The organism is Catenulispora rubra (assembly GCF_015356825.1).
Classification (GTDB): domain Bacteria; phylum Actinomycetota; class Actinomycetes; order Streptomycetales; family Catenulisporaceae; genus Catenulispora; species Catenulispora rubra.
The window spans coordinates 129,692-154,537 of record NZ_JAACYW010000001.1; the positions used below are offsets into that span (position 1 = coordinate 129,692).

26 protein-coding genes are annotated in these 24,846 nt (G+C 68.3%); 9 read left to right on the forward strand and 17 right to left on the reverse strand.

What is annotated here, in order from left to right; genetic code table 11:
* Nucleotides 1-69: 69 nt before the first annotated feature.
* Nucleotides 70-363, reverse strand: a complete 294-nt coding sequence (locus GWK61_RS00585; RefSeq protein WP_194903737.1) for a hypothetical protein — start codon at nucleotides 361-363, stop codon at nucleotides 70-72.
* A 263-nt stretch (nucleotides 364-626) separates the two neighbouring features.
* Nucleotides 627-947, reverse strand: coding sequence for a hypothetical protein (locus GWK61_RS00590; RefSeq protein WP_194903738.1), 321 nt, complete (start codon nucleotides 945-947; stop codon nucleotides 627-629).
* 363 nt (nucleotides 948-1,310) lie between these two features.
* On the opposite strand from GWK61_RS00590, the gene GWK61_RS00595 reads away from it, so the two are divergent.
* Nucleotides 1,311-2,486 (forward strand): hypothetical protein, encoded by a 1,176-nt coding sequence (locus tag GWK61_RS00595; protein WP_194903739.1) that lies wholly within the window; start codon nucleotides 1,311-1,313, stop codon nucleotides 2,484-2,486.
* Nucleotides 2,487-2,534: 48 nt separating this feature from the next.
* On the opposite strand, the gene GWK61_RS00600 is transcribed toward GWK61_RS00595, so the two are convergent.
* Genes GWK61_RS00600 through GWK61_RS00660 form a run of 13 tightly spaced genes read right to left on the reverse strand, consistent with a single transcriptional unit; the run spans nucleotide 2,535 to nucleotide 16,162 of the window.
* Nucleotides 2,535-3,581: a CaiB/BaiF CoA transferase family protein gene (locus tag GWK61_RS00600; protein ID WP_194903741.1), complete on the reverse strand. Its 1,047-nt coding sequence runs from the start codon at nucleotides 3,579-3,581 to the stop codon at nucleotides 2,535-2,537.
* The gene (locus tag GWK61_RS00605; protein ID WP_194903743.1) at nucleotides 3,578-4,534 is read right to left on the reverse strand and encodes an LLM class F420-dependent oxidoreductase; all 957 of its coding nucleotides are present in this window, start codon (nucleotides 4,532-4,534) and stop codon (nucleotides 3,578-3,580) included. The genes GWK61_RS00600 and GWK61_RS00605 overlap by 4 nt, the downstream gene beginning before the upstream one ends.
* Before the next feature lie 14 nt (nucleotides 4,535-4,548).
* Entirely contained in the window at nucleotides 4,549-4,989 is a 441-nt protein-coding gene (locus GWK61_RS00610) for a cobalamin-dependent protein (protein WP_228561516.1), read from the reverse strand.
* A complete protein-coding gene (locus GWK61_RS00615; RefSeq protein ID WP_194903745.1) occupies nucleotides 4,989-6,566 on the reverse strand; it encodes a methylmalonyl-CoA mutase family protein in 1,578 nt (525 codons plus the stop codon). Before GWK61_RS00615 ends, GWK61_RS00610 begins: the two co-directional genes overlap by 1 nt.
* A 5-nt stretch (nucleotides 6,567-6,571) precedes the next feature.
* A complete protein-coding gene (locus tag GWK61_RS00620; protein WP_194903747.1) occupies nucleotides 6,572-7,093 on the reverse strand; it encodes a DoxX family protein in 522 nt (173 codons plus the stop codon).
* Nucleotides 7,090-8,055 (reverse strand): alpha/beta hydrolase, encoded by a 966-nt coding sequence (locus tag GWK61_RS00625; protein WP_194903749.1) that lies wholly within the window; start codon nucleotides 8,053-8,055, stop codon nucleotides 7,090-7,092. The genes GWK61_RS00620 and GWK61_RS00625 overlap by 4 nt, the downstream gene beginning before the upstream one ends.
* The gene (locus tag GWK61_RS00630) at nucleotides 8,052-9,728 is read right to left on the reverse strand and encodes a thiolase C-terminal domain-containing protein (RefSeq protein WP_194903751.1); all 1,677 of its coding nucleotides are present in this window, start codon (nucleotides 9,726-9,728) and stop codon (nucleotides 8,052-8,054) included. The genes GWK61_RS00625 and GWK61_RS00630 overlap by 4 nt, the downstream gene beginning before the upstream one ends.
* Entirely contained in the window at nucleotides 9,721-11,079 is a 1,359-nt protein-coding gene (locus GWK61_RS00635) for a cytochrome P450 (RefSeq protein ID WP_194903754.1), read from the reverse strand. Before GWK61_RS00635 ends, GWK61_RS00630 begins: the two co-directional genes overlap by 8 nt.
* Before the next feature lie 54 nt (nucleotides 11,080-11,133).
* Complete coding sequence (locus GWK61_RS59195) at nucleotides 11,134-11,325, reverse strand: ferredoxin (protein ID WP_194903757.1); 192 nt, start codon at nucleotides 11,323-11,325, stop codon at nucleotides 11,134-11,136.
* A gap of 47 nt (nucleotides 11,326-11,372) precedes the next feature.
* On the reverse strand, nucleotides 11,373-12,755 hold the full coding sequence (locus GWK61_RS00645) for an ABC transporter substrate-binding protein (RefSeq protein WP_194903758.1): 1,383 nt from the start codon (nucleotides 12,753-12,755) through the stop codon (nucleotides 11,373-11,375).
* A 37-nt stretch (nucleotides 12,756-12,792) separates the two neighbouring features.
* Nucleotides 12,793-13,998 carry a CaiB/BaiF CoA transferase family protein gene (locus tag GWK61_RS00650; RefSeq protein ID WP_194903759.1) on the reverse strand — a complete coding sequence of 402 codons (1,206 nt, stop codon included), beginning with the start codon at nucleotides 13,996-13,998 and terminating at the stop codon, nucleotides 12,793-12,795.
* The gene (locus GWK61_RS00655) at nucleotides 13,995-15,482 is read right to left on the reverse strand and encodes an aldehyde dehydrogenase family protein (protein ID WP_369125539.1); all 1,488 of its coding nucleotides are present in this window, start codon (nucleotides 15,480-15,482) and stop codon (nucleotides 13,995-13,997) included. The genes GWK61_RS00650 and GWK61_RS00655 overlap by 4 nt, the downstream gene beginning before the upstream one ends.
* Nucleotides 15,428-16,162, reverse strand: coding sequence for an SDR family oxidoreductase (locus GWK61_RS00660; RefSeq protein ID WP_194903761.1), 735 nt, complete (start codon nucleotides 16,160-16,162; stop codon nucleotides 15,428-15,430). The genes GWK61_RS00655 and GWK61_RS00660 overlap by 55 nt, the downstream gene beginning before the upstream one ends.
* A 237-nt stretch (nucleotides 16,163-16,399) precedes the next feature.
* Between GWK61_RS00660 and GWK61_RS00665 the strand changes: the two genes are divergently transcribed.
* The 8 genes from GWK61_RS00665 to GWK61_RS00700 are packed head-to-tail and all read left to right on the forward strand — an operon-like array spanning nucleotide 16,400 to nucleotide 23,689.
* Nucleotides 16,400-17,206, forward strand: coding sequence for a TauD/TfdA dioxygenase family protein (locus GWK61_RS00665; protein WP_194903762.1), 807 nt, complete (start codon nucleotides 16,400-16,402; stop codon nucleotides 17,204-17,206).
* Nucleotides 17,203-17,907, forward strand: coding sequence for an SDR family NAD(P)-dependent oxidoreductase (locus tag GWK61_RS00670; protein ID WP_194903763.1), 705 nt, complete (start codon nucleotides 17,203-17,205; stop codon nucleotides 17,905-17,907). Before GWK61_RS00665 ends, GWK61_RS00670 begins: the two co-directional genes overlap by 4 nt.
* Entirely contained in the window at nucleotides 17,904-18,446 is a 543-nt protein-coding gene (locus GWK61_RS00675) for a carboxymuconolactone decarboxylase family protein (RefSeq protein ID WP_194903764.1), read from the forward strand. Before GWK61_RS00670 ends, GWK61_RS00675 begins: the two co-directional genes overlap by 4 nt.
* Before the next feature lie 11 nt (nucleotides 18,447-18,457).
* The gene (locus tag GWK61_RS00680; protein ID WP_194903766.1) at nucleotides 18,458-19,726 is read left to right on the forward strand and encodes an aromatic ring-hydroxylating oxygenase subunit alpha; all 1,269 of its coding nucleotides are present in this window, start codon (nucleotides 18,458-18,460) and stop codon (nucleotides 19,724-19,726) included.
* Complete coding sequence (locus tag GWK61_RS00685; RefSeq protein WP_194903768.1) at nucleotides 19,710-20,033, forward strand: hypothetical protein; 324 nt, start codon at nucleotides 19,710-19,712, stop codon at nucleotides 20,031-20,033. The genes GWK61_RS00680 and GWK61_RS00685 overlap by 17 nt, the downstream gene beginning before the upstream one ends.
* 3 nt (nucleotides 20,034-20,036) lie before the next feature.
* Nucleotides 20,037-21,275, forward strand: coding sequence for a metal-dependent hydrolase family protein (locus GWK61_RS00690; protein WP_194903770.1), 1,239 nt, complete (start codon nucleotides 20,037-20,039; stop codon nucleotides 21,273-21,275).
* Nucleotides 21,276-21,305: 30 nt separating this feature from the next.
* Nucleotides 21,306-22,631: an acyl-CoA dehydrogenase family protein gene (locus GWK61_RS00695; protein ID WP_194903773.1), complete on the forward strand. Its 1,326-nt coding sequence runs from the start codon at nucleotides 21,306-21,308 to the stop codon at nucleotides 22,629-22,631.
* A complete protein-coding gene (locus GWK61_RS00700) occupies nucleotides 22,628-23,689 on the forward strand; it encodes a phosphotransferase family protein (RefSeq protein ID WP_194903775.1) in 1,062 nt (353 codons plus the stop codon). The genes GWK61_RS00695 and GWK61_RS00700 overlap by 4 nt, the downstream gene beginning before the upstream one ends.
* 61 nt (nucleotides 23,690-23,750) lie before the next feature.
* On the opposite strand, the gene GWK61_RS00705 is transcribed toward GWK61_RS00700, so the two are convergent.
* Both GWK61_RS00705 and GWK61_RS00710 read right to left on the reverse strand, forming a co-directional pair.
* Complete coding sequence (locus tag GWK61_RS00705; protein WP_194903777.1) at nucleotides 23,751-24,524, reverse strand: hypothetical protein; 774 nt, start codon at nucleotides 24,522-24,524, stop codon at nucleotides 23,751-23,753.
* Between the two features lie 4 nt (nucleotides 24,525-24,528).
* Nucleotides 24,529-24,705 (reverse strand): hypothetical protein, encoded by a 177-nt coding sequence (locus GWK61_RS00710; protein WP_194903779.1) that lies wholly within the window; start codon nucleotides 24,703-24,705, stop codon nucleotides 24,529-24,531.
* Nucleotides 24,706-24,846: the final 141 nt, after the last annotated feature.

Consider the following 24,846-nt stretch of genomic DNA (forward strand, 5'->3'; position numbering starts at 1 on the left):
GGCACCGGGGCCGGTGTCCAGGCACGCGGGCGGCAGGCGGCTTGTTCTGCGAGCTCGGGACGTCATGCGTCACGTGTCTGGAGCCTTGGACCGAGGCAGGGCCTTGCGCCTAGAAGGCTTCACGACCGGCGCGTCGTCCGGGACCAGGTAGGTAGGGATCTTCGCGGCGTCTCTCCGGCGGAGGCGGAGGACTTCGAGAGCCGCGCGCCGACGCTGAGGATCCTTCGTGGTGACCGCGACGATGGCAGGGAAGTAGCGGATCACGAGGCCACCGATCACCGCGATCACCGCCAAAATCGCGGCGTGCACCCCAAGAGTCGTCCACATCAGCTCGTCCTCGCCAGCGGGGTCGAGCCGGGGCATACGGAAGCCTCAGCTCGACCGGTCGTCATCGATTGACTGGTCTGAACCGAAGCCTCTGCAACGGCGAGGTCTCAGGATATGAAGTTGTCGGATGACTTGGTCTCTCCGAGGGAGGCGCCGTTGCTCGCCGTTGCGGTCTCGACCCACTCGACGAACCGCAAATTTTGTTCCAAGCGCAAGTGTAATGCTTCCCGATGACAAGCGGGGATATTCAAGCCGCCAACGCCACCCCCGACGTGACATCGCCCGCGAACCGCCGACGTTCACAGAAGCCGATCTGGCTCGTTGAATCCGGTATCGAGACCATCCTCGGTGTCGAGACTCTCGGCATCGGTCGTGCCCCGGTAGGCATCGAGCAGGTGCCGCACGATCTCGGCCTGCCTCTCCGGGTCGGTGATCTGCCGAACCACCTTCAGGGTCTGCGATTCCAGATGACGGCGCTGCCGGTCGGCGGCGTTCTGCCGGGCTTGGCTGTGCCGCTGGCGCCGGTTGGCCCGCAGCTCCCTCGCCACGGCGGAGACCGCGCCGGTCACCATCGGCACGAGGACAACGACTGCGGTGATCGTGGCCGGTGCGCCGGCCACCGCCGAAGTGGTGCCGCATGCGGCAGACGTCACGGCAGTGAGGGCGACTGGCTTGGCCGCAGCACAGACACGCTCATGAGCTGGCATGTGTACCCCTGGAGGGTCGAGATCTCGGGCTGGGTGGCCGTGTGAGACGCGGCCCTTGCGCGCCCCCGGCGGATGGGTCAAAGCTCTGTATCGGCAGCAGCGCGGTGCGCGTCCTGTCTTGCATCGAGTCTGGGGCCGGCCCGCACCCGCCTGTGCCCGTGAGCCGGCGGAGGTCAACTGCCGCACGTCGCGAGTTCTTATCGGTCTCGGCGTGTCACGACTCGGCGATCAGATGCCGTCGATAGCCTTCATGTGTCAAAAATGGCCAACTAACGAATGGCGCCGACGTTGCCGCCACGGCTGGTGAAGCCCGAAATGGCCCCCGGGCCAGGGCGAGACTTCGTGGAAGTGCTCTTTGCCCTCTACGATCTCGCCCTCCGCCCCTCGGCGCGGAAGATCGCGGACAAGATCAAGGAAATGGCGCCTCGGGGAACGGCCAGCTACGAGACCGTCCGGCGGATGCTGAACGGGACGATCGTCAATTCGAGCCTGACCACGGTGGAGGCTGTGGTTCTGGCGCTGTGCGACATCGCCGGCTGCGACCCTTCCGAAGAGGTCACGGTCATGACCGGCTGGACGCCGGTGGTCTCCACGCGGATGGAGGCGATCTTGAACGCCTGGAGACGCGTGTTGGACGCCGGCGGGAACTGCGCCACCGCCACTTATCGCACCGCAACGCCAGCTCTGGAAGCCCCCAACCCCAACGCCAGCTACGTATCCGGCCAGGCGCAGGGCCCCGCCTTCACTTCCTTCTCTCACCCTTCGAGCCCTCCTGAGACAAGGACCTCGAGTGTCCATGCGCCGCCAGAAGAGCATCAGATGCACAGCCCTCCGTGGTGGTCGGCCATCGGGGAGACCTCACTGCGCCCGCCGCCGCAGCCGGACCTCGGCTCCGTCGCGTCGGCGGACCGCCTGCGCCCGGTCACTGGCCACAGCGCTCCGCCGCCGCCACCGTCGTTGCGGCAGGCAGAGTACGAGCAGATCTACCGAGCAGATCAGCAGCAGGGCCGTCAAGGCGTCCCGATCGATATGCCGACCACGGACACCCTGCCCGCGGGTGCGCATCGCGAGCTGGTGGTCGCGCTGCATGAGCTCCACTCCCGGGCCGGCCGGCCCGGGACCTGGTCGATCTCCGGCCTGACCAAGCGGTTGGAACCAGCGCGCGAGGTCTCTCCCACGCAGGTCGACGCCCTGCTGCGGGGGACGGAGCTCGCAGAGATGGTCACGGTCGCGGCCGTCGTCCAGGTGCTGGCTTCCTGCTGTGCCACGGCAGACCACGAAGTGGACCTGGAGCTCTACCGGTTCGGACAGCTGTGGAAGGCTGCCGCTGCGCCACGGCCACCTTCCTTGAGCGACTTCATATCGTCCGATGGCAACATGGCGGATCGGCGAACAGTCCTGTACGCCGGCCCTGGTCCTGCTCAAGAGAGTGTGCCGACCAGTGTCACGTGACGGGCCAGATGCGCACGGTCTGTGGCAGCCCCGGACGCCGGCGGGCCGTCAGCTGTCGTGCTCGCCCAGCTGCGGGGGCGACCGGTACTCGGGTTCGTATTCCGCGACCCGGATGGGGCTGCCGACCAGACGGAAGCCGCCGGCGTCGACAACGGTCTCCGGATACGCGGCCAGCGCCTCCGGCAGCGTCCTGACAGCGGCGGCCGGAACGCCGAGCGGCCGTAGCCGTGTCTCCCAGCCAGCGGCGGTGTCTGCGGCCAACGCCCGGGTCACGACCGACAGAATGTGCGCGCGATTCCGAATGCGGTCGGTCATGGTCGCGAATCCGGTGATCCCCGCCTCGCCCGCGAACGAACGCCAGAACCCGTCATGTGTCACGAACAGGGCGAGGTAGCCGTCGGCCGTCGGGAAGAGCTGCGCCGGAACGTAATGGGAGTGCGCGCCGAGCGGAAACCGCCGGGGCACCACCCCGTCATTCAGGTAGGCCGACACCCGGTAGTTGAGCTGGGACAGCATCACGTCCCGCATGCAGACCTCGACCTGCCCGCCGCGGCCTGAGACGATCTGGGCCAGCAGGCCCAGGGCGGCGGTCAATCCGGTGGAGTTGTCGGCCGCCGAGTACCCGGGCAGGGCGGGCGGCCCGTCGGGGTCGCCGGTGAGCGCCGCGACACCGACGGCCGCCTGGACGATGTAGTCGAACGCCGGATCGTCACCGCCGTCCAGGCCGAAGCCAGTGAGCGCGACGCAGACGATCCGGTCGTTCCACTTGCTCAGTGCCTCGTACGTGAGCCCGAGTCGGCGGATCGCGGACGGTTTGAGGTTGGCCAGAAGCGCGTGCGACCCGGCGGCCAACTCGCCCAAGCGGGCCTGCCCCGCCTCGGTCGCCAGCTCCAGGCGCACGCTGCGCTTGCCCCGGTTGAGGCTGGCGAAGTAGGAGTCGCCGACCGTGCGGGAGATGTCGCCGGCGGCCGGCTCGATCTTGGTCACCTCGGCACCGAGGTCGGCCAGCATCATCGTCGCGTAGGGACCCGCGAGCATGTGGCCGACCTCGAGGATCCGGATCCCGGCCAGCGGCCCGGCTGTCCCCCGCGTCATCGGAAGTCCGCGGCCAGTGCGGCGGCGAAGTCCCGGGTGCGCAGCTTGGAGGCGACGAGCTCGTCCCGGTTCTCGCCGATCGGGAGAAGCCGGATGGACATGTCGGTCGTCCCGGCGTCGGCAAACCGCCGCAGCCGGTCTGTGATGGCCTCCTCGTCGCCGGCCGCACACAAGCCACCGACGTCGTGCACGTCGCCGTACTCCAGCAGCCGCTGATAGTTGGGCGAGATCTCCGCTTCCCCGAGGATCCTGTTGGCCCGCTCCCGCGCCTCGTCGACCTGGGACGGCAGGCACAGGCAGACCGGGACGCCGGCGACGACACGCGGGGCGGGACGCCCTGCGTCGTCCGCGGCCTTCGTGATGCGCGGTACGACGTGCTCTGCGATCGCGCGTTCGTCCGCCAGCCAGAGCACCGTCCCGTCGGCCCGCTCACCGGCGAGCGCCAGCATCACCGGGCCGAGTGCGGCCACCAGCACGGGCAGCGGAGCGTCGGAGCCCAAGCTCAGCGGGTTGTGAACGGTGAAGGACCGGTTCTCGACGTCGACCTGGCCCGGCCCGCGCAGCGCGGCGTCGAGCACTTCGAGGTAGTCGCGGGTGAAGCCGGCCGGCCGCTCGTAGGGCAGACCGAGCATGTCATGGACGATCCAGTGATGCGACGGCCCGACCCCCAGGGCCAGGCGGCCTCCTGCGGCGGCGTGCGCGGACAGCGCCTGTCTTGCCAAGGCGATCGGGTGCTGCGCCTGGAGTGGTACAACCGCGGTACCCAGCTCGATCCGCGTCGTCCGCATCCCCATCAGCGCCACCGTCGTCAGAGCGTCGAAGTCGGTCGGGATCTGCGGGATCCACGCGGTGTCCAGCCCGGCGTTCTCAGCCCACTCCACGTCGTCGAGCATGCGGGCGAGTTTTCGTTCAGCGCTGCCTCGCTCGGGCCCGATCATGACACCGATGCGCACGATGACTCCAGTTCTCAGGCGGTCGGTTCGGCATTGGAGGGGGCCGTCAAAGCCCGCATCCCCGCCACGATGGCGTCGAGCGAGGTGCCCGTCGGAAAGACTGCCGCGGCGCCGATGTCGAGCAACCGCTGCGTGTCGGCCGGAGGTATGGTGCCGCCGACGACGACGGCGACGTCGTCCGCGCCGGCGGCCTTCAAGGCGTCGATGGTCCGGGAGGTCAGGGCGAGGTGTGCGCCGGACAGGATGCTGAGGCCGACGACTGCGACGGCCTCGGCGACCGCGATGGCCGCGATCTGCGCCACCCGTTGCCGGATCCCGGTGAAGACGACCTCGTAGCCGGCGTCGCGGAGCGTGCGGGCCACGACTTTGGCACCGCGGTCGTGGCCGTCCAGACCCGGCTTGGCGATGAGGACCCTGATCCGGCGGGACCCGGCCATCGTCAGTCTGCTACTCATCAGAACACCACCGGCTGCTGGAACTCGCCCCAGACCGCCTTCAGAGCGGCGACCATCTCCCCGACCGTGCAATAGGCGTTGGCGCAGTCGATCAGGGCGGGCATGAGGTTGTCGCTGCCTTCGGCGCACCTGGCCAGGTTTGCAAGTCGTTCGCGGACGGCGGCAGCGTCGCGATCCGCCTTGACGGCGGCAAGTCGCTTCAGCTGACGGTCACGACCCTCGGCGTCCAGCTCATAGGTCTCGAAATCAGCCGGCGCTTCATCCGAGACGAAGCGGTTGACGCCGACGACCGGCCGAGCACCGGACTCGATGTCCTGGTGGATCTTGTAAGCCTCGTCGGCGATGAGGCCCTGCAGGTAGCCGTCCTCGATCGCACGCACCACACCGCCGTGCTCGTCGAGATCCCGCATGACCTCGATGATGCGGGCCTCGGTGGCGTCCGTGAGCGCCTCGACGAAGTAGGAGCCGCCGAGCGGGTCCGCGACCTGCGTGACACCTGTCTCGTAAGCCAGGATCTGCTGAGTACGCAAGGCGAGGGTCGTCGACTCCTCACTCGGCAGCGCGAACGGCTCGTCCCACGCTGCGGTGAACATCGACTGGACCCCGCCGAGCACGGAGGCCATCGCCTCGTAAGCGATCCGCACGATGTTGTTCTGAGCTTGAGGCGCGTACAGCGACGCCCCGCCCGCCACACATCCGAACCGGAACATCGACGCCTTGTCCTCGGTCGCGCCGTATCGCTCACGGACGATCGTCGCCCAGCGCCGACGCCCCGCGCGGTACTTGGCGACTTCCTCGAAGAAGTCGCCGTGCGTGTAGAAGAAGAACGAGACCTGCGGCGCGAACTGCTCGATGGTCATGCGGCCGCGCGCGAGGACGGTGTCGCAGTAGGCGACCCCGTCCGCGAGGGTGAACGCCATCTCCTGTACCGCGTTGGCCCCGGCGTCGCGGAAGTGTGCACCGGCCACCGAGATCGCGTTGAACTTCGGTACCTCGGCGGCACAGAACTCGATCGTGTCCGCGATCAGCCGCAGCGACGGTTCGGCGGGCCAGATCCAGGTGCCCCGGGACGCGTACTCCTTGAGGATGTCGTTCTGGATCGTCCCGGTCAGCGCGGCACGCGGCACGCCCGCGCGCTCGGCAGCGGCGATGTAGAACGCCAGCAGGATCGCGGCCGTCCCGTTGATGGTGAAGCTGGTGCTGATCCGGTCCAGAGGGATCCCGCCGAACAGGATCTCGGCATCGGCGAGGGTGTCGACGGCGACGCCGACCCGGCCGACCTCGTCGGCCACCTCCGGATCATCGGAGTCGTGACCGCACTGCGTCGGCAGGTCGAGCGCCACCGAGAGCCCTGTCCCGCCTTGCTCCAGCAGATAGCGGTACCGGCGGTTGGACTCCTCGACCGTGCCGAAGCCGGAGTACTGCCGGAACGTCCACAGCCGCCCCCGGTATCCGGACGAATAGTTGCCCCGGGTGAACGGGTAGCGGCCCGGTTCCGGCGGTTCGGATCCCCGGTCCGCGGGTCCGTAGACCGGCTGGACGGGGAGGCCGGACGGGGTGCGGAAGGTGTCGTCCATCGGCTTCAGTGCCCGTCCGGCTCAGCCGGAGCCGACGGCTGCGGACGCCAGAACGTCGCGAGCAGTCCTGCCGTGGAGACGACCGCCACTCCGAGTGCGAGGGAGCCCCCGCCCCAGCCGGTCACGGCGATGCCACCGGCGGAGTCGACGGAGAACCGGCCGGGACCGAGCACGGCGAGCGCCAAGGAGACAGCCCCGAGCACGAGGACGTACTCGAATCCCTCCTTGAAGACGAAGAATCCGTTCGGGCGGTGCGCGAGGAGCCCCGCTATCAGCATCACCGTCATGACCGCCGCGGCGGCAAGCGATGTGAGCAGCCCCGCCACCAGCAGCGCTCCGGCGCCGATCTCGGTGACCACGCTCATCCACGCCTGGAGCCGGCCGTGGCGCAGGCCGAGTCCTTCGAACCAGCCGGCGGTGCCCGCAATGCGGCCACCGCCTCGCCAGTGGTTGTACCCGTGCAAGATCATCGTTGTGCCGACGATCACGCGCACGAGCAGAAGCACGGAGGCATCAGCGTTCATCATCCCGCCCTCCGAGTCGTGAGCCGGTCGAGGACGCATTCCTCGACGAATGACAGGGCCCTGAGGTGATAGGCCATCGCGGTCAGTCCGACGCTGAGGTTGTGGCCGCTCTCGGCGAACTCGTCGGTACAGACTCGCGGAGCAGCCGTGAACAGGGAGGCGATGTCGGCCAGCGCTGCCGGCCCGGTGCGCCAGACCTGCTCGTGATCACTGAGCGTGTAGTGGACCGGAACGCGCACAGCCCCAGCCAGCTCCGCGAACTCCTCCTTCCATGTCTGCGCCACCTCGCCTTCGTAACCAGGTGTCGGCGAGGCGAAGCCCGCGCCGCCGATGACCTCGGACGGGTAGAGGCGGGACGGCGTCCAGAGCAGGTCGAACAACGCCCGGCCCTGGCTCTTCGGCACGGCGGCCGCCTCCCTGCGCCCCTGAAGTAGCTCCTGGATGCCCGGGTGGTGATGGCGTCCGGTGCCGGCCAGCTCCACCCCCAGCAAGTCCGTTCCGCGTGGCCGGCCGGCCATTCGGAGCACGAGTTCGCAGCCGATCGAATGGCCGAGCAGGAACACGCCCGCGCCCTGTGGGCGGGTCTCGAGCAGCCGGTCCACCACCGCATAGACGAGGTCGACTCGGCGCTCTGCGGAGGTCAGGTCTGCGGCATGTGAAGCGGAGTCGCCGTAGCCCGGTCGGTCCACGGCAATCACGGTGAACCCCAGCGCTGTACCGAGCCGCAGCAACGAGTGCCTCGGCCGGCCCGGGTCGTCGAAGTACGCCGATATGGCCGCTCCGCCGTGCAGCGCCACGATGACGCCGCGCGGCTGTTCGGCCTCGCTCAACAGAACCGACATCGGGATGCCGTCGACGTCGACCACAAGGCGGGTCACGCTCGGCGCGCTCAGCGCCGGTGGCGTCCGGTCCACGGCGGCTTCGTCATAGACGGGCCCGGCCAGACCGGGTTCCACGGCGGTCATGTGTCGGACCTCAGGAGGATCGCACCGCTGGGTGTGAGGCCGCCGCTGCTGACGACGGCGACCCGGGCGTCACGGACTTGCCGGTCCCCGCCTTCCCCGCGCAGCTGGACGATCGCCTCGTGCATCAGTCCCATGCCGTGGGTGCGGCCGTGTGAGAGTTGGCCGCCGTGGGTGTTCAGGGGCAGCAGACCGTCCCGGGCGATGTTCTTCCCCCCTTCGAGGAAGTCCTTGGCCTCTCCGATCCCGCAGAACCCCAGGCCCTCGATCCAGGACAGGCAGTTGAACGTGAACCCGTCGTAGAGCTCTGCCACGTCGACGTCCGCCGGCCGCAGAGTCGTCCGCGACCACAGGTGCGCCGACTGGCCCAGCACCTGCGGCTCGTGAGTCAGCGTGCTCTGGTCCCACTCGATCCGTTCCAGGATCTGGGTGCCGACGGCCTCCACCAGGATCGGCGGCTTGGCCAGGTCCCGCGCGGTGTCCACGGCCGAGACGATCACGGCTATCGCGCCGTCGCAGGGAACATCGCAGTCGTAGAGGCCGAACGGTGTCGTGATGGACCTGGCCGTCAGGTAGTCGTCCATGGTCATGGGGTCGCGATAGATGGCTGTCGGGTTCAGCGCGGCGTTCGCGCGCTGGTTCAGGGCGATCCAGCCCAGGGTTTCGCGGGTGGTTCCATACCGGTGAAAATGCCGCTGCGCGTTCTGCGCCAGCGTGTGCGCGGCCGAGGTCGCTCCGAAGGTGTGGAACCAGGCGTGCGAGCCGGTGACACGGCTGGGCCGGGCCTGGGTGATCTCGCCCCGGCGCATGAGTTCGCCGTTGGTCGACTCCCAGAGCGTCCGGAAGCACAGGACGTGGCGCGCCAGCCCGCCGGCCACGGCGAGCATGGCCGAGATCAGTGAACCGACCGGCCCGAACGTCTCGGGTCCGCCGTTGTACCAGGTCGGCCGAATACCCAGGGCGCACTCCAGCGCAGTCGCGCCGCCTTCGGCGAAGCCGCCGTAGGCTCCGGCGCCCGGGTAGGTGGACATGCCGTCGATGTCGTCCATGGTGAGGCCGGCGTCCGCGACCGCCGCCTCGCAGGCCTGCACGGTGAGCGCGAGCGGCGGGACCATCAGGCGGCGTCCGATCGGCGAGGCCCCGATGCCGGTGATCGCCACCTTGTCCTCGAACTTGTCCGGGCGGGGCATCGGCCGGACGTGCCGCCACATGGCCTGCGGCGGCACCTCGTCCTCCGGCAGCGCGGGGGCGGCCTGTCCCTGCTCGGCCGCCGGACGGAAGTGCGGCAGCCAGACATCTTCCACGTGCTCGAAGACGACCTCCATCCGCATGCCCAGTGCGAGCTGATCCGGCTCGCAGTCGACAGCGTTGGTCGTGAGCCTGACTCTCGGGTCCTCTTCGATCGCGACCTGGGCCACGATGTAGGGCTCCGGAAGTCCGGGCGCCTTGAATCGGTCGCTGACCGTGAAACCGATGAGCGTGGCGAATCCGGAAACCGCTCTGACGGCCATCTCCTGTTTGCGGCAATACCTGCAGACCGGCTGGGGAGGATGGATCAGCGTCTGGCAGGCACCGCACTCCGCAAAGCGGAGCTGACCATCCGCCCCGGACGTCCAGAAGAACTCGGTCTCCGCCGTGAGCGACGGCAGGATACGGCCCGGTGCAGTCTCAACCAACGATCTTCGCCTTCACATTGCGGACAGTCACCGGCTCGGCGAGCCGCTGCTCGTCGCAGACCTTTTGCAGCTTCACGAGGGTCTCCTCCAGGCCCGGGCCGGTCCTGGTACCCGGCTTGAACGTGGCCGGCAGATGCCGCATGCCCTGGATGACACCGATGCTCTCGTAGTGCACGGTGGTCTCGGGGTCGCACCGGAAGTCCGGCATCCGGTCCAGCACCTGGATGATCATCCGCTTGAACACGGTGCGCGCGACGTTCGAGCCGATGCATCGGTGGATGCCGAGCCCGAAACTGCTGTGCCGGTTTCCTTCACGGGCCAGGTCCACGCGGTTCGGGTCGGGGAACACCGACGGATCCCGGTTCGCCATCGCCCAGGAGAGCCAGAGACGCTCGCCCTCCTTGAACGAGGTTCCGGCGATCTCGCAGTCCGCGGAGATGGTGCGTCCGTCACCCGGGGCGGGCGTGTAGAAGCGCAGGAACTCCTCGGTCGCGGAGTCCAGCAGCGTGTCCCGTTCCCGGCTGAGCCGGTCGCGGTCTTCGGGATTCTCCGAGAGCCACTCCAGCGCGTGCGCGGTGAGGGCGGTCGTGGTGTCGAAACCGCCGCCGATGAGCAACGCCAGGACGCCGAGCAACTCCTCGTCCGGCGGGGTCTTGCCGTTGATGTCGGCGTTGACGAGCGCGTTCACCAGGCCCGGCCGCGGCTCGGCCTTCACCGACAGCAGCTGGGCCATCAGGTCCTTGCCCATCGCCGCATGCAGCTCGGCGACCCGCGGGGCGTCCGGCGAGTTCGGCGGCGTGTAGATCCCGATGTGCGCCGCCTCGCAGTACACCGTCCAGCTCTTCAGCGGGATCCCCATCATCGCCAGGGTGAGAACCGCCGGCACGATGTTGGCGAGGTCGTCGACGAAGTCGATGCGGCCTTCCTCGATCTTGTCGTCGATGCAGGCCCGCGCCACCTCGTCGATCAGCGGGACCCAGCGGGCGATCGCCGCCGGCGACAGGTAGGGGTTGAGGGTCTGGCGGTAGTAGCGCTGCTCGGGCGGGTCCATCTCCAGGAAGCCGCCCTGCGTTCCGCGCTTGGGCGGGGGAATCGTGATGCCCTGGTACCCACGACGCACACCCTTGACGTCGTGGTCGTTGGACAGGAATTCGGCGGAGCGGGCCAGCTCGAACACCTCACGGTTGCCGCTGGCGACCCAGTGCCCGCCATAGGTGTCCGACCACGCGATCGGGCACTTGCCCTGCAACTCCTGGGTGATCTCTTCGAACTGGTGCCGGTACTCGGGAGTGTGGCGGTCGAAGTGGACCCGCGCCTTCTTGCGGTCGTCGGCGACGTCATCCGTACTCATGGCTTCTCTCACTTCCGGTCGGGACGAGGGGCGGGCGGCGCGGGTCCGCGGCCGTCAGGTCAGCGAGATCGCTTGTTCCGGGCACGAGCGGACCGCCTCGCGGACGTCGGCCTCCTGATCGGCCGGGACTTCTTCGCTGATGACGATGGAGTGGCCGTCGACCTCGCTGAGATCGAACGTCCCGGGGGCCCGCATGGCGCACAGGGTGTGTCCCTGGCAGCGCTCCGAGTCGACCTGAACTTTCACTGTCTCTCCTTCTCTTGCGATGACCGACGGCCTTTCCGGTCGGTGCACTACTTGAAGTCCGCCATGGACTTGCCGACGTCGGCCAGAGTCAGCGGCTTGCCATAGTCGCCGGTGAACTTGAGGGCCGGCGTGTCGCAGCGGTAAGCGCCCTCGGTCGGCTTGAAGTCGGCGGCGACCCACCCGGCGGGCTTGGCCTGGACCACGTTGAAGCACTTGGGCTGCGCGGTCACCGAGGACAGGTCGGCAGGAGCCTGCAGTCCGCCGCCGGTCCAGGCCGTCTGCTTCATCGCGTTCTGGAACACGCACGGCCGGGTCAGATCACTGCACGCTCCGGCAGCGGTGGCGAAGAGCAGCCAGGCCGAGAACGCGCGCACGACCGGGTAGGTGACGGGCTCTCCGGGTGCGTACTTGGCGAACAGGTCCACGAGCTGCTTGGTCGCCGGGTTGGACGCGGCCTCCTCCAGCGGGAAGACACCGCCGAGGTCGGCGTAGTTGTTCTGGGTGCCGAGCACCTGCGTCCCGGCGAGCTGGATGAACTGGGGCGTGTAGGCGTTGCTGTTGGCGTCGATCCAGTCGAGCTTGTAGCCGATGTCGTCCAGAGCCTTCTCCAGCACGGCCAGGCTGCGGAAGTCGCCGAGGAAGACCAGCCCCTTGACGCCCTTGGACTTGATGGCCTCGGCGTACGGGGTCCAGTCGGACACGCCGGCGGCCGGGTAGAGGTCGGAGTAGCCGACGTGCGAGCCGAGCGCGGTCAGTGATTCCGTGTCCTGCGCGACATCGACCTTGGTGATCGGCACGTCGCCGGCGATGATGCCCACGTTCGCGGCCGAGTCCGGGTACGCCTCTTTGGTGAGCCAGGAGAAGTAGTTCGAGTACTGCGAGTAGCCGACGCCCGCCCCGTAGGCGACGACCTGGAGGTCGGAACCGGTGGCCTGCACCATGTCGGTCTGCGCGGAGTAGTCCGGGAGCAGGCACTTGAGCCGGTCGGCGGTGCCCGTGCCGTCGAAGGCGGCGCTGCCGCCGACGAGCGCGAAGTCCTTCGGGCAGGCTTCCAGGATCCGCTGGGGTACCTGCATCAGGGCGCTGTCCCGCACGGTGTCGACGATCTTGCGCCCGTTGATGCCACCGGCGTCGTTGCACCAGGATGTGAACACCTTGGCCGCGTCGCCGAGCTCGGGGTTCTTGCTGAACCCGACATCGCTCAGGGTGCCGACGTTGATCGTGGTCGCGGTGACGCCCTGCGCGGTCGACGCCGTGGGCGTCCCCGAGTGGCAGACGTTCTGCAGGGTGCCGAAGGCTCCGGCGGACGCCGACGATGCGGCGCCGCCGGTGGACGTGGTGCTGGTGCCGGTGCTGGGAGCGGCCGAGCGGCCGCTGCACGCGGTCGCGCTCAGTCCCAGTGCAAGGACACCTATGAGCAGACGTTTCAACGGAACTCCTGAAGATCGTGGGCCTACGTTCCCGTCCTTACGTGACTGCTCCCGCCGCTTTCAGGGCGATGATGCGGTCCCAGTCCAAGCCGAGCTCCCCGAGGATCTCCTCGGTCTGGGCGGCGAACTCCGGCGCGGGCCCGGTCTCGGCCGTGCTCACGTCGAACTGCACGGGGCCGGCGACCAGGTCGAGCTCACCGGCCCGGATCAGGTAGCCGTTCGCCTGGATCTGCGCGTCTTGGGCGACCTGCAGTGAGTTCTGGACCGGTGCCCAGGGGCCGGCCAGCGTCGCGAAACGCTCAGTCCAGTCCGCGAGTGTGCGGGTGGCGATCACCTCGCGCAGGATCTTGACGGCTTCGGCGGTGTTCGCCGCGATCTGCTCGCTGCCGACGAACCTGGGGTCTTCGGCAAGCTCCGGACGGTCGATGTGTCGGCACACATCGGCCCAGAACCTGGCCGGCTGCAGCATGACGAAGGACAGATAGCAGTCGTCCGACGTCCGGTACAGACCGGAGAGGGGGTTCGTGGGCGAGCCGTGGGCACCCAGCGCGGGGGCTACCCAGGCCTGATCGAGATGCATGGACAACGCGATCGCGTGCCCCATCGCCCACAGCCCGCTGCCGAGCAGCGAGACGTCCACGATCGACGGCTCGCCGGTGCGCTCGCGCTGGAGCAGCGCAGCCGCGATGCCGCCGGCCAGGTTCGTCCCCGAGATGGTGTCGCCGTAGGCCGGCGAAGGCGGAGGAATCAAACCTTCGACACCGGGCGGTGTGATGCTTGCGGCGGTGCCGGCGCGGGACCAGAACGCCGTCATGTCGTAGCCGCCCTTCTCGGACTCCAGTCCGCGCGGCCCCAGGGCGCTCCCCCGCGCGTACACGATGCGCGGGTTCACCTTGCGGACGTCGTCCACATCGATCCCGAGCTTGCGGCGCGGAGCGGGCAGGAAGCTGGTCAGGAAGACGTCGGCGCGCCGGATCAGCTCGTCCAGGACTTCCTTGCCCTCGGGGTTCGCCAGATCGAGGCCGATGCTGCGCTTGCCCCGGTTGGCGTGCTCGACATTGGGGTTCGGGTCGCCCTCGACGCGATACGCGCCGGTCTGCCTGAGGCCGCGCTGCGGATCACCGGTGACGGCGTGCTCGACCTTGACGACGTCCGCCCCCCACTCGGCCAGCACGGCGCCGGCCGAGGGGACGAAGCCGTACATTGCGACCTCGAGGACCCTGATGCCCTCTAGCGGCCTCATGCGACGGCCATCCCGAACGACTTGGTCTGCAGGAACTCCTCGAACCCGGCGACTCCGCTCTCCCGCCCGACGCCGGACTGCTTGTAGCCGCCGAACGGCACGTCGGCGCCGAAGTAGTTGCCGCCGTTGATGCTGAAGGTGCCACTACGGATCCGCCGGGCGACCGCGATCGCGCGGTCGGCGTCGCGGCTGTACACCGCACCGGACAGACCGAAGATCGTGCCGTTGGCGATGCGCACCGCGTCGTCGTCGTCCTGATACGGGATGACCACCAGGACCGGGCCGAACACTTCGTCCTGCGCGATCTCACTGTCCGGATCGACGTTCGTGAGCAGGGTCGGCGTGTAGAAGAAGCCGGGGTCGATCCGCTTGCCGCCCGCCACGAGGGTCGCGCCCTCCGCGACGGCCCGCTGGACCATGCCGTCCACCTTGTCGCGCTGCCGCTCGGAGATCAGCGGCCCCATGAAGGTCGTCATCTCGTTCGGGTCGCCGTAGGTCACCCGGGCGAGGTTGGCGGCCACCAGGTCGACGATCTCGTCGTGCCGCGCGGCCGGCACGAGCAGCCGCGAGGTCAGCGCACAACCCTGCCCGGAGTGCGAGCAGATGGTAAACGCCGCGAACATCGAGGCCGAGGTGAAGTCGGCGTCATCGAGCAGGATCATCGCCGACTTGCCGCCGAGTTCGGTGAAGACCCGCTTCACCGTGCCCGCCGCCGCCTCGGCGATCCGCCGGCCGGTGGCCGTGGACCCGGTGAAGCTGATCATGTCCACGTCGGGGTGCGTGGTGAGCAGCTCGCCGATGGCGGCGTCCGAGGACGTCAGTACGTTGACCACACCCGGCGGGATGTCGGTGTGCTTGGCGATCAGTTCACCCAGCGCCAGCGTGGTCAAAGGGGTGTCCGGGGCGCCCTTGAGCACGACGGTGCAGCCGGCGGCGAGCGCCGGAGCCAGCTTGGCCAGCGCGAGCTGGTTCGGGTAGTTGTAGGGGATGATCGCGGCGACGACGCCTGCGGCCTCCCGCTCCACCCAGCGCCGGTGTCGCTGGCCTCTGATCTCGATTTCGCCGAGGTCCTCGCTCAGCGGGAAGTCCCGCAGCACTCCGGCGTAGTAGCCGGGCAGTTTGACCGGGTCGTCGAGCTGCGGGCCATGCGTGAGCATCCGGGGTGCCCCGACCTCGGCGATGGTGAGGTCGCGCAGCTCCTCGACATGGTCGGCCAGCGCCTGGCTTAGTTGCTCCAGGCACCGGACGCGGAGTTCGACGTCCGTCGACCAGTCGGTCGTGTCGAAGGCCCGGCGGGCGGCCGCGACGGCGGCTTCGGCCTGCGCGAGGCTGGCGTCCGGGGCCTGACCGAGCTCCTGGCCGGTGGCGGGGTTGTAGGAGGCGAAGGTCGCCGGAGCGTCGAGGAGTTCGCCACCGATGAGCAGGCGCTTCACAGCCGCACCAGCTGACCGCCGTCGACGCTGACCACCTGGCCGGTGAGCCAGCGGGCGTCGTCCGAGAGGAGGAACAGCACCATGGGAGCCAGGTCCTCGGGGGTACCCATCCGCTTGATGGCCAGCGTCCGCGTCATCGAGGCCTTGTACTCCTCCGGCATGATGTCGCGGGTGGCCGGCGTGTCGGTGGGGCCCGGCGCTACGCCGTTGACGCGGATGCCGCGGTCGCCGAGCTCGGCGGCCAGCGAGGCGGTCAGGTGGTTGATCCCGGCCTTGGCCAGTCCGTAGTAGCCGGAGGCCATCCATGCGGCGGTGGACGACTGGTTGACGATCGCCGCGCCGGACGTCATGTGCGGAACCACCGCGCGGGTGCAGTACAGCGCCCCCATCAGGTTCACCTGCAGGAACTTGTTCAGATACTCCAGATCGACCGTGGCCAGGCCTTCGCGCCGCATGTTCTGGAAGATGGCGGCGTTGTTGACCAGGTAGTCGATCCGGCCGAACGCGCTCAGGGCGGAAGCCGCCATCGCTTCGGCCGAGGCCGGGTCGCCGACGTCCACCTTCACGAACCGCGCCGCGTCGCCGATCTCCTTGGCTACGCGCTCGCCCTCTTCCACGTTGATATCGGCGACCACCACCCGCGCGCCTTCGGCAGCCAGTGCCCGGGCGTAACCCTCGCCGATCCCCTGGCCGGCCCCGGTGACGATCGCCACCTTGTCCTCGAACCGCATCTTCTCTCCTCGCTCGGATGTGTCGGAAACTACATTCTCGTAGAGCGGAAAGCAACCATCCGATTTCGAGAACATCACGGCCCGGTGTGAGCCGGCGATCAGCTCGCCGGTGGCGGGGTCCCGAGCATCCCTCCTGGATCGACGGTCCATAAACGGACAAATCAAGAGATCATCGCAAGGGCTTCCCACGGAAACCTCGTGAGAATACTCTTCTCGCCAAACGGAACGGAGGTTTTCATGATCGAGACGAGAGCGCTCACCCCCAGCATGGGCGTCGTGGTCGCGGACGGCGCCGATCTGCTCGACGAGGCTCTGATCAGCCAGTGCGTGGAAGCGCTGAAGTGGCGCGGGGTGCTCCTGGTCCGGGGCGCACACTTGGATGACGAAAGGCAACTGGCGTTCAGCCGGGTTCTGGGCGAGATCGTGACCTTCCGCGGCAGCGGGATCTTCGAAGTCTCACTCGACCCGTCCGTGAACCCGGCGGCCGAGTACCTCAAGGGCACCTTCCACTGGCACCTCGACGGCATGACGGACGACACCCCGATCAAGGCGACCGTCCTGACGGCCCGGCACGTGGCGATGCTCGGCGGCGGCACTGAGTTCGCCAGCACCTACGCGGCTTACGAGAACCTGCCGGAGACCGACCGCGAGTTCTGCGAGAACCTGCGCGTGGTGCACAGCTTCGAGGCAGCGCAGCGCCTCTTGTACCCCGAGCCGACCGAGAAGCAGCTCGCCGCCTGGCGCACCCAGGGCTCGCACGAGGCGCCGCTGGTCTGGAAGCGCCGCGACGGACGCCGCTCGCTCGTGATCGGCGCGACCGCCGACCACATCGTCGGAATAGAACCCGCCGACAGCAGAGCCCTGCTGGACCGGCTGCTCACCTGGTCCACCCAGGACCGTTTCCGCTACACCCACGACTGGCAGATCGGTGACCTGGTGATGTGGGACAACACCGGGATTCTGCACCGTGCGCTCCCCTACGACCCGTCGTCCGAGCGCAACCTGCACCGGACCACGATCGTCGGCGACGAGGTGCTCGTATGAAGACCGCCGTCGTCACCGGCGGCGGCTCGGGGATCGGCCGGGCGATCGCCGAGCGGCTGACCGCGGACGGGCACCAGGTCGCCACACTCGACCTCAAGCCCGCCGACACCCCCTTCTCCTACGCCGCCGACGTCACCGACCGTTCGCAGGTGGACGCGGCGCTGACAGCGGTCCGCGAGCAACTGGGCCCGATCAGCGTCCTGGTCAACGCGGCCGGCATGGACGGGTTCAAGCGCTTCGCGAACCTGAGCTTCGAGTCCTGGCAGCGAGTGATCGACGTCAACCTCAACGGCGTCTTCCACTGCGTCCAGGCCGCCCTGCCCGACATGGTCGAGGCCGGTTGGGGACGGATCGTCAACATCTCGTCCTCCAGCGCGCAATCGGGCCAGCCGTTCATGGCGCACTACGTGGCGTCCAAGGCCGCGGTCAACGGCCTGACCAAGGCCCTGGCCCTGGAACTCGGCCCGGCCGGGATCACCGTCAACGCGGTGCCGCCCGGATTCATCGACACGCCGATGCTGCGTCGCGCCGAAGCCCGCGAACTGCTCGGCAAAGGGGTCGAAGAGCACATCGCCACCACGCCGGTCCGCCGGATCGGCCGACCCGAGGACATCGCTGCCGCATGCGCATTTCTCGTCTCCGAGGAAGCCGGATACATCACCGGGCAGATCCTCGGCGTGAACGGAGGCCGGAACACATGAGTGACGTCAACCAGGTCCGCCGGGTCACTCCACTCCCCTACGACGAGTGGGACACCGCCGCTCTGTCGGTCCTGGCGCCCGGACGCCGGCTACCGCAGAACAACGTCCTGGGACTGTTCGCCCGGCATCCGGAGTTGGCGAAGTCCTTCCTGACCTTCAGCAAGTACCTGTTCGAGTCGTCTCTGCCGGCCCGGACGCGCGAGCTGGCCATCCTGCGGGTCGCTTGGCGGCGGCGCTGCCGTTACGAGTGGGCCCAGCACCTGCTGATCGCACGTAAGGCGGGCGTCACCGACGAAGAGCTCGCCCAGGCCTGGGAGGACCCGACCACCCTGGTGAACCGGGCTGTCGACGAGTTGGACACCGATTCCAAGCTGTCAGACCAGACCTACGCCGAACTCGCCGCCGAGCTGGACGACCGCCAGATCATGGACTTCGTCTTCACGGTCGGCGCGTATGCCTTGCTGGCCATGGCGTTCAACAGCTTCGAGGTGGAACTCGAACCCGGTGTGTCCGACGAGGACTTCGACACCCACGACTGAGGAGACAGGTCATGGCACACTTCGCCAAACCGGCCGCGGGAAGCTGGACGGAGCAGTATCCCGACCTGGGCACGGGCCCTGTGGACTACACCGACTCCGTCGACCCGGCCTACTACGAAGCCGAGCGGGAAGCCGTCTTCAAACGGACCTGGCTGAACGTCGGCCGGGTCGAGCGCGTGCCTCGGACCGGCAGCTACTTCACCAAGGAGCTGCCGGTCGCGAACACCTCGCTGATCATCGTCCGGGGCAAGGACAAGGAGATCCGCGCGTTCCACAACGTGTGCCGCCACCGCGGCAACAAGCTGGTGTGGAACGACTTCCCCGGCGCGGAGGTCTCAGGGACCTGCCGGCAGTTCACGTGCAAGTACCACGCCTGGCGGTACGACCTCTCGGGCGGACTGACCTTCATCCAGCAGGAAGACGAGTTCTTCGATCTCGACAAGGGCGACTACGGGCTCAAGGGGGTGCGCTGCGAGATCTGGGAAGGGTTCATCTTCATCAACCTGGACCCGAACGCCGCCCCGCTCACGGAGTACCTGGGAGAGCTGGCCAAGGGACTGGAGGGTTATCCGTTCCACGAGATGACCGAGGTCTTCTCCTACCGAGCGGAGATCGGCAGCAACTGGAAGCTGTTCATCGATGCCTTCGCCGAGTTCTACCACGCACCGGTGCTGCACCAGAAGCAGGCCACCAAGGAGGAAGCCGAGAAGCTCCTCGCGATCGGCTTCGAGGCGCTGCACTACCAGCTGGACAGCCCGCATTCGATGATCTCCTCCTGGGGCGGGATGGCCCCGCCGAAGGACCCCTCGATGGTCAAGCCGATCGAGCGGGTCCTGCGCAGCGGCCTGTTCGGGCCCTGGGACCGGCCCGACATCGACGGCCTGGACCCTCTCCCGCCCGCGATCAATCCGGCCCGGCACAAGTCGTGGGGCACCGACTCGTTCGAGTTCTTCCCCAACCTCACGCTGCTGTTCTGGGCGCCGGGCTGGTATCTCACCTATCACTACTGGCCGACAGCGGTCGACCGGCACATCTTCGAGGCGAACCTCTACTTCGTGCCCGCCAAGACCGCCGGCGCGCGCCTGGCCCAGGAGCTCGCGGCGGTGACCTTCAAGGAGTACGCGCTCCAGGACGCGAACACGCTGGAGGCCACCCAATCGATGCTCAAGGGCCGCGTCGTCACCGACTTCCCCCTCAACGACCAGGAACTGCTGCTGCGCCACCTGCACAAGGCCGTCGGGGACTACGTCAAGGAGCACGCCGATGCTGCTGCCCAGTGAATTCGCGGCCCTCGAGCCCTACAGCGAATGGATCCTGGCCACCGAGCCGGAACGCTACGCAAAGCGGCTGGCCAGCTCGATGCCCGAGATGCAGGCGTTCTACGACGCGGCGTTCCCGCTGCTCGAGGCCGCCATGGCGCATCTGGACGTGTTCGATCTCAACGACCTGCCCGAACCGGAGGGCCGGCTCCTACAGCTGATGTTCTCGCTGGTGATGGTGTCGTTCCCGGTCGAGGTCTGGAAGCAGCCCCGCGTCCCGGACTCCGGCGCCGCCTATCTCGACCTGATCGTCGAACCGCGGGTGTGAGACGTGATCACTCTCAAGGCTGCCCGGGTCTTGCACGTCGAGACCGGTGAGGTGCGCGCGCCGGGTTTCGTCGTTGTCGACGGTGAACGGATCGTGCGCACCTCGGCCGGCCCTGGCGGTGTCGGAGGCGGCGAGGTCGGCGAGCTGATCGACCTGGGCGACGTCACGCTGCTGCCCGGCCTGATGGACATGGAGGTCAATCTCCTGATGGGAGGGCGGGGCGAGACGGCCCACCTCTCCCCCGTCCAGGACGATCCACCGCTGCGGATGCTGCGTGCCGTGGGCAACGCCCGCAGGACCCTGCGTGCGGGATTCACGACGGTCCGGAATCTCGGCCTGTTCGTGAAGACCGGCGGCTACCTGCTCGACGTCGCTCTGGCCAAGGCGATCGACGCCGGATGGATCGACGGTCCACGCGTCGTCCCTGCCGGTCACGCGATCACCCCGACCGGCGGGCATCTGGATCCGACGATGTTCGCGGCCTTCGCCCCCGGGGTCATGTCCCTCACGCTGGAGGAGGGCATCGCCAACGGAGTCGACGAGGTACGCAAGGCGGTCCGGTACCAGATCAAGCACGGGGCACGCCTGATCAAGGTGTGCGCCTCGGGCGGCGTGATGTCGCACACCGGGGTCGCGGGCGCCCAGCACTACTCGGACGAAGAGCTCCGGGCCATCGTCGACGAGGCGCACCGGCGTGGTCTCAAGGTCGCGGCGCACACGCACGGGGCGGGCGCCGTCAGATCAGCCGTCGAGGCCGGGATCGACTGTATCGAGCACGGGTTCCTGCTCGACGACGAGACCATCGCGCTGATGGCGGCCCGCGGCACCTTCTTGGTCCCGACGACCGCCCTGATCGACGGGATGGACACCTCCCACGCCGCGCCCGAGCTCCAGGCCAAGGCCGCGGAGATCTTCCCGGCGGCCCGGACCGTCGTCAGCCGCGCGGCCGCGGCCGGCGTCAAGATCGCGGTCGGCACCGACGCGCCGGCGATCCCGCACGGCCGCAACGCGCAGGAACTCATCGCCCTCGTGGAACGCGGCATGGCACCGCTCCACGTTCTCCGGGCCGCGACCGTCGATGCCGCCGAGCTGCTCGGTGTCGACGACCGCGGCCGCCTCGCCGACGGTCTGCTCGCGGACCTCATCGCCGTCCCGGGCGACCCGCTCGAAGACATCTCGGTCATGGCCGACGTCCGGTTCGTGATGAAGGGCGGCAAGGTCTACCACGGGTCACCGCGCTAACCACCACCGACCTGCAGAAGAAGGAAGCTCATGTGGGATTTCAGCACCGACGCCGAATTCCAGGCCAAGCTCGACTGGGTGTCCTCGTTCGTCCACGACGAGATCGAGCCGCTGGAACTGCTCTATCCAGGCAACGCCGACCCCTATGACCGCGACAGCGATGTCTTCCGGGAGGTCGTCCGACCGCTCCAGGCCCAGGTCAAGGCACAGGGCCTGTGGGCGGCGCACCTGCCGCCCGAGCTCGGCGGGATGGGCATGGGGCAGGTCGAGCTCGCCCTGCTCAACGAGATCCTCGGACGGACCTCGTGGGCTCCGATGGTGTTCGGCACCCAGGCACCCGACTCCGGCAACGCCGAGATCCTGGCGCACTACGCGACCGAGGAGCAGCGCGCGAAGTACCTGGAGCCGCTCCTGGACGGCCGCATCGTGTCCACGTATGCGATGACCGAGCCGACCGGCGGTGCCAGCCCGAACGACTTCACCTGCCGGGCGGTCCGCGACGGCGACGAGTGGGTCATCGACGGCGAGAAGTGGTTCGCCTCCAACTATCCGCTGGCCTCGTTCGTCATCGCGATGGTGATCACCGATCCCGACGTCCCCGTGCATCAGGGCTCGTCGATGTTCATCATCCCGGCGGGCACCCCGGGAATGGAGATGCTGCGTGGAACCGGCATGGCCAACGAGCCGTTCGGCGAAGGCGCCCACGGCTACCTGCGGTTCACCGACTGCCGCATCCCCCTGGACCATCTGCTCGGGGAGCCCGGGACGGGTTTCGCCATCGCCCAGACGCGGCTCGGCGGCGGCCGGCTGCACCACGCGATGCGCTCGGTCGGCATGTGCAAGCGGGCCCTGGAGATGACGGTCGAGCGCGTCGCCACGCGGAAGACCCGCGGCGGCGGACTGGCCGACCAGCAGGCGGTCCGGCAGTCGCTGGCCGACATGTGGATCCTGATCGAACAGTTCCGCCTTCAGGTGCTGCACGCCGCCTGGCAGCTCGACCTGGCCAAGCGCACCGGCGATCGCGAGCATGCCAAAACAGCGCGCCTGCACATCTCGGCTGTCAAGGCTGCCACCCCGGGGACCCTGGTCGACGTCATCTACAAGGCGATGCATCTGCACGGTGCGCTCGGTATGTCGAACGAACTGCCGCTGGCCCGGATGTGGCAGTCGGGTCCGGTGCTCGGCGTCGCCGACGGGCCGACCGAGGTCCACAAGGACGTCGTGGCGCGCGCCCTGGTCAAGAACGCGCAGCCGGCCGAAGACGTGCTGTTCGGCTCTGAGCACATCCCCACTCGACTCGCTGCGGCCCGTGAGAAGTACGCCGTCTTCCTGGGGAAGCTGGAGGAAGCACGGTGAGCGCCCCGAAAACTGAGCCCGCCCGGCCGATCGTCGATCTCGTCCGGCTCAACGCCTGGCCGGGACTCGCCGACGTGCCGGGCAGCGGCCCGGTCGAGTCTCTCACTCCGCTGACCGGAGGCGCGCAGAACCTGCTGTTCACGCTTCGCCGCGCCGACGGCACCGAACTCGTGCTGCGCCGGCCAGGGCGGCATATCCGCGAGGACACGGCGGCCGCCTTCGCCCGCGAAAGCCGGGTGCTCAGCGCGTTGTCCGGGACCGCGGTGCCGCATCCGCGCCTGTACGCGAGCTGTTCCGATGACACCGTCATCGGAGCGCCGTTCTCGATCCTCGAGAAGATCGTCGGCTTCACCCCGAAGGGGCAGCTGCCGGGTACCTACGGCACCGATCCGGCCTGGCGGCGCACGGTGGCGTTCGAGCTCGTCGCCGGGGCCGCGAAACTGGCCGCGGTGGACCCTGCCGAGGTCGGACTCAGCGACCTGAGCAAGACCGAGGACTGGATCGGGCGCCAGACACCTCGGTACCTCAGGATGCTGCACGCATACCGCGAGAACGAGCACTATCTGTTCGCGGAGTCGCCGCTCGTCGAGCCGGTCGGCGAATGGCTCCAGTCCCACGCCCCGAAGACGGCCCACATCGGCATCGTCCACGGCGACTTCCAGTTCGCGAACGTGATGTTCGACCACGACGAGCCCCGGCTGGCCGGCATCGTGGACTGGGAGATGGCCGCGCTCGGCGACCCGCTTCTGGACCTCGCCTGGATCCTCACGGCGTGGCGCGAGGAGGGAGACCCACCCGGCAGCGAGCCGCAGTTGCAACCGTGGAACGGCATGCCCGGCCGCGCCGAACTGGTCGACCACTACGCCCAGCTGACCGGCCGGGACGTCTCTGAGTTCGGGTGGTTCCAGGTCCTGGCCTGCTTCCGGCTCGCGGCGCTTCTTGAGGGCGGCTATGTACGGTCCCTGAACGGGAAGATGGATCGCACGATGGGTGAGGGCCTGCACAGCTACGCGCAGTGGCTGTGGGCGAAGGCCGAGCAGGAGATCGGCCGCGCCTGACTGACGGCCCGGTCCCGGGACGGCGCATGACCTCGGGACCGGCGTGCTCACGCCGTCGTCCTCACGGCAAAGGCTCTACGGGCTGCCTCGGCTGTATCTCTGCCTGCCGACGTTGCTGATACTTGACAAGCGCGCCAAGGAGCTCCTGACGAGCGTTTCGCAAAGTCGCTCGCGGCTTGCGTCCCGATGGCAGGATCACAAAGTCTGCCTCGACGACCCGGATGCCTCGCGAGGCCAACCACTCGGCCATGCGATCGGTGACTTCGGCGGCAGTCGGCCGTTCGGGGCGGGGCGTCGGGAAATCGATTGGAACGTCGGCGTAGGCACGGTGCAAGTACGTCACCGGCTGACGATCTTCTTTGGGCTGCGCTGATGCAGGTTGCGTCAGCACGGCGCCCGCGTCCCGGCGTTGCCGATATGCGGCCTGTCGGCAACGAGAGCTGCAGTAAAGCCGCGGATGACCTGTTGCCTTCTGAAGGAACGGGGGTGAATCGCACCCGACCCGGAGGCAACGGTGCACCGGTACGTTGTCGACCGCCGACCACACCTCGGGGCTGTGCTGCGGACCGAAACCTTGCAGCTCTTGGCGCAAGCGGTCCCCATACTTGGAGCCGCGAAGCCGATCGAGGATGCCTGCGATCAGTTGCTCGATCTGGCGGGCGGTTAAACCGTGGTGCCTGCCAATCTGCTCCGGGGGAGCTTCATGCAGGTAGTCCAGCAGCACCCGCCGCTCAAACGGTTTGAGAACCTCGCGCATGGCCGTCCCCAGAACATCGTCGCCGGCAAAGCGTCCGACAGGGTCCCAGTCCGGCCCGTATATCTTGCGCCGCACCACCGCGCTACCTCTCCCGCTCCTGCACGGGGGGCTGCCCAGCTGGCGTCTGCGCCGAAGGCAACTCCTGCGAGTCCTCGGCACGCTGCAGAGAAGCCACTCCGAGGATTCGAAGCAGTCCGATCATGGTCTTGCCGCTGACGGCCAGGATCTTGGCCATGTCCTCCTCGCGTGCTCGGCGCACAACAAGGCTTGCAATCCTTCCGTACACCAAGAGTGCGACGATCACAACAACCGCTACGGCCACAGGCACGGCCACTACCGCAGGCGCCACGGGGCACCGTCCTCTCCGGAAACCTGAACGGGCCCCGATGCGCACGTGCGC

Coding starts and splice junctions, on each gene's coding strand:
- GWK61_RS00585 (WP_194903737.1), bottom strand. CDS start 363: ATGCCCCGGCTCGACCCCGCTGGCGAGGACGAGCTGATGTGGACGACT.
- GWK61_RS00595 (WP_194903739.1), top strand. CDS start 1,311: ATGGCGCCGACGTTGCCGCCACGGCTGGTGAAGCCCGAAATGGCCCCC.
- GWK61_RS00600 (WP_194903741.1), bottom strand. CDS start 3,581: ATGACGCGGGGGACAGCCGGGCCGCTGGCCGGGATCCGGATCCTCGAG.
- GWK61_RS00610 (WP_228561516.1), bottom strand. CDS start 4,989: ATGAGTAGCAGACTGACGATGGCCGGGTCCCGCCGGATCAGGGTCCTC.
- GWK61_RS00615 (WP_194903745.1), bottom strand. CDS start 6,566: ATGGACGACACCTTCCGCACCCCGTCCGGCCTCCCCGTCCAGCCGGTC.
- GWK61_RS00620 (WP_194903747.1), bottom strand. CDS start 7,093: ATGATGAACGCTGATGCCTCCGTGCTTCTGCTCGTGCGCGTGATCGTC.
- GWK61_RS00625 (WP_194903749.1), bottom strand. CDS start 8,055: ATGACCGCCGTGGAACCCGGTCTGGCCGGGCCCGTCTATGACGAAGCC.
- GWK61_RS00635 (WP_194903754.1), bottom strand. CDS start 11,079: ATGAGTACGGATGACGTCGCCGACGACCGCAAGAAGGCGCGGGTCCAC.
- GWK61_RS00650 (WP_194903759.1), bottom strand. CDS start 13,998: ATGAGGCCGCTAGAGGGCATCAGGGTCCTCGAGGTCGCAATGTACGGC.
- GWK61_RS00660 (WP_194903761.1), bottom strand. CDS start 16,162: ATGCGGTTCGAGGACAAGGTGGCGATCGTCACCGGGGCCGGCCAGGGG.
- GWK61_RS00665 (WP_194903762.1), top strand. CDS start 16,400: ATGATCGAGACGAGAGCGCTCACCCCCAGCATGGGCGTCGTGGTCGCG.
- GWK61_RS00670 (WP_194903763.1), top strand. CDS start 17,203: ATGAAGACCGCCGTCGTCACCGGCGGCGGCTCGGGGATCGGCCGGGCG.
- GWK61_RS00675 (WP_194903764.1), top strand. CDS start 17,904: ATGAGTGACGTCAACCAGGTCCGCCGGGTCACTCCACTCCCCTACGAC.
- GWK61_RS00680 (WP_194903766.1), top strand. CDS start 18,458: ATGGCACACTTCGCCAAACCGGCCGCGGGAAGCTGGACGGAGCAGTAT.
- GWK61_RS00685 (WP_194903768.1), top strand. CDS start 19,710: ATGCTGCTGCCCAGTGAATTCGCGGCCCTCGAGCCCTACAGCGAATGG.
- GWK61_RS00695 (WP_194903773.1), top strand. CDS start 21,306: ATGTGGGATTTCAGCACCGACGCCGAATTCCAGGCCAAGCTCGACTGG.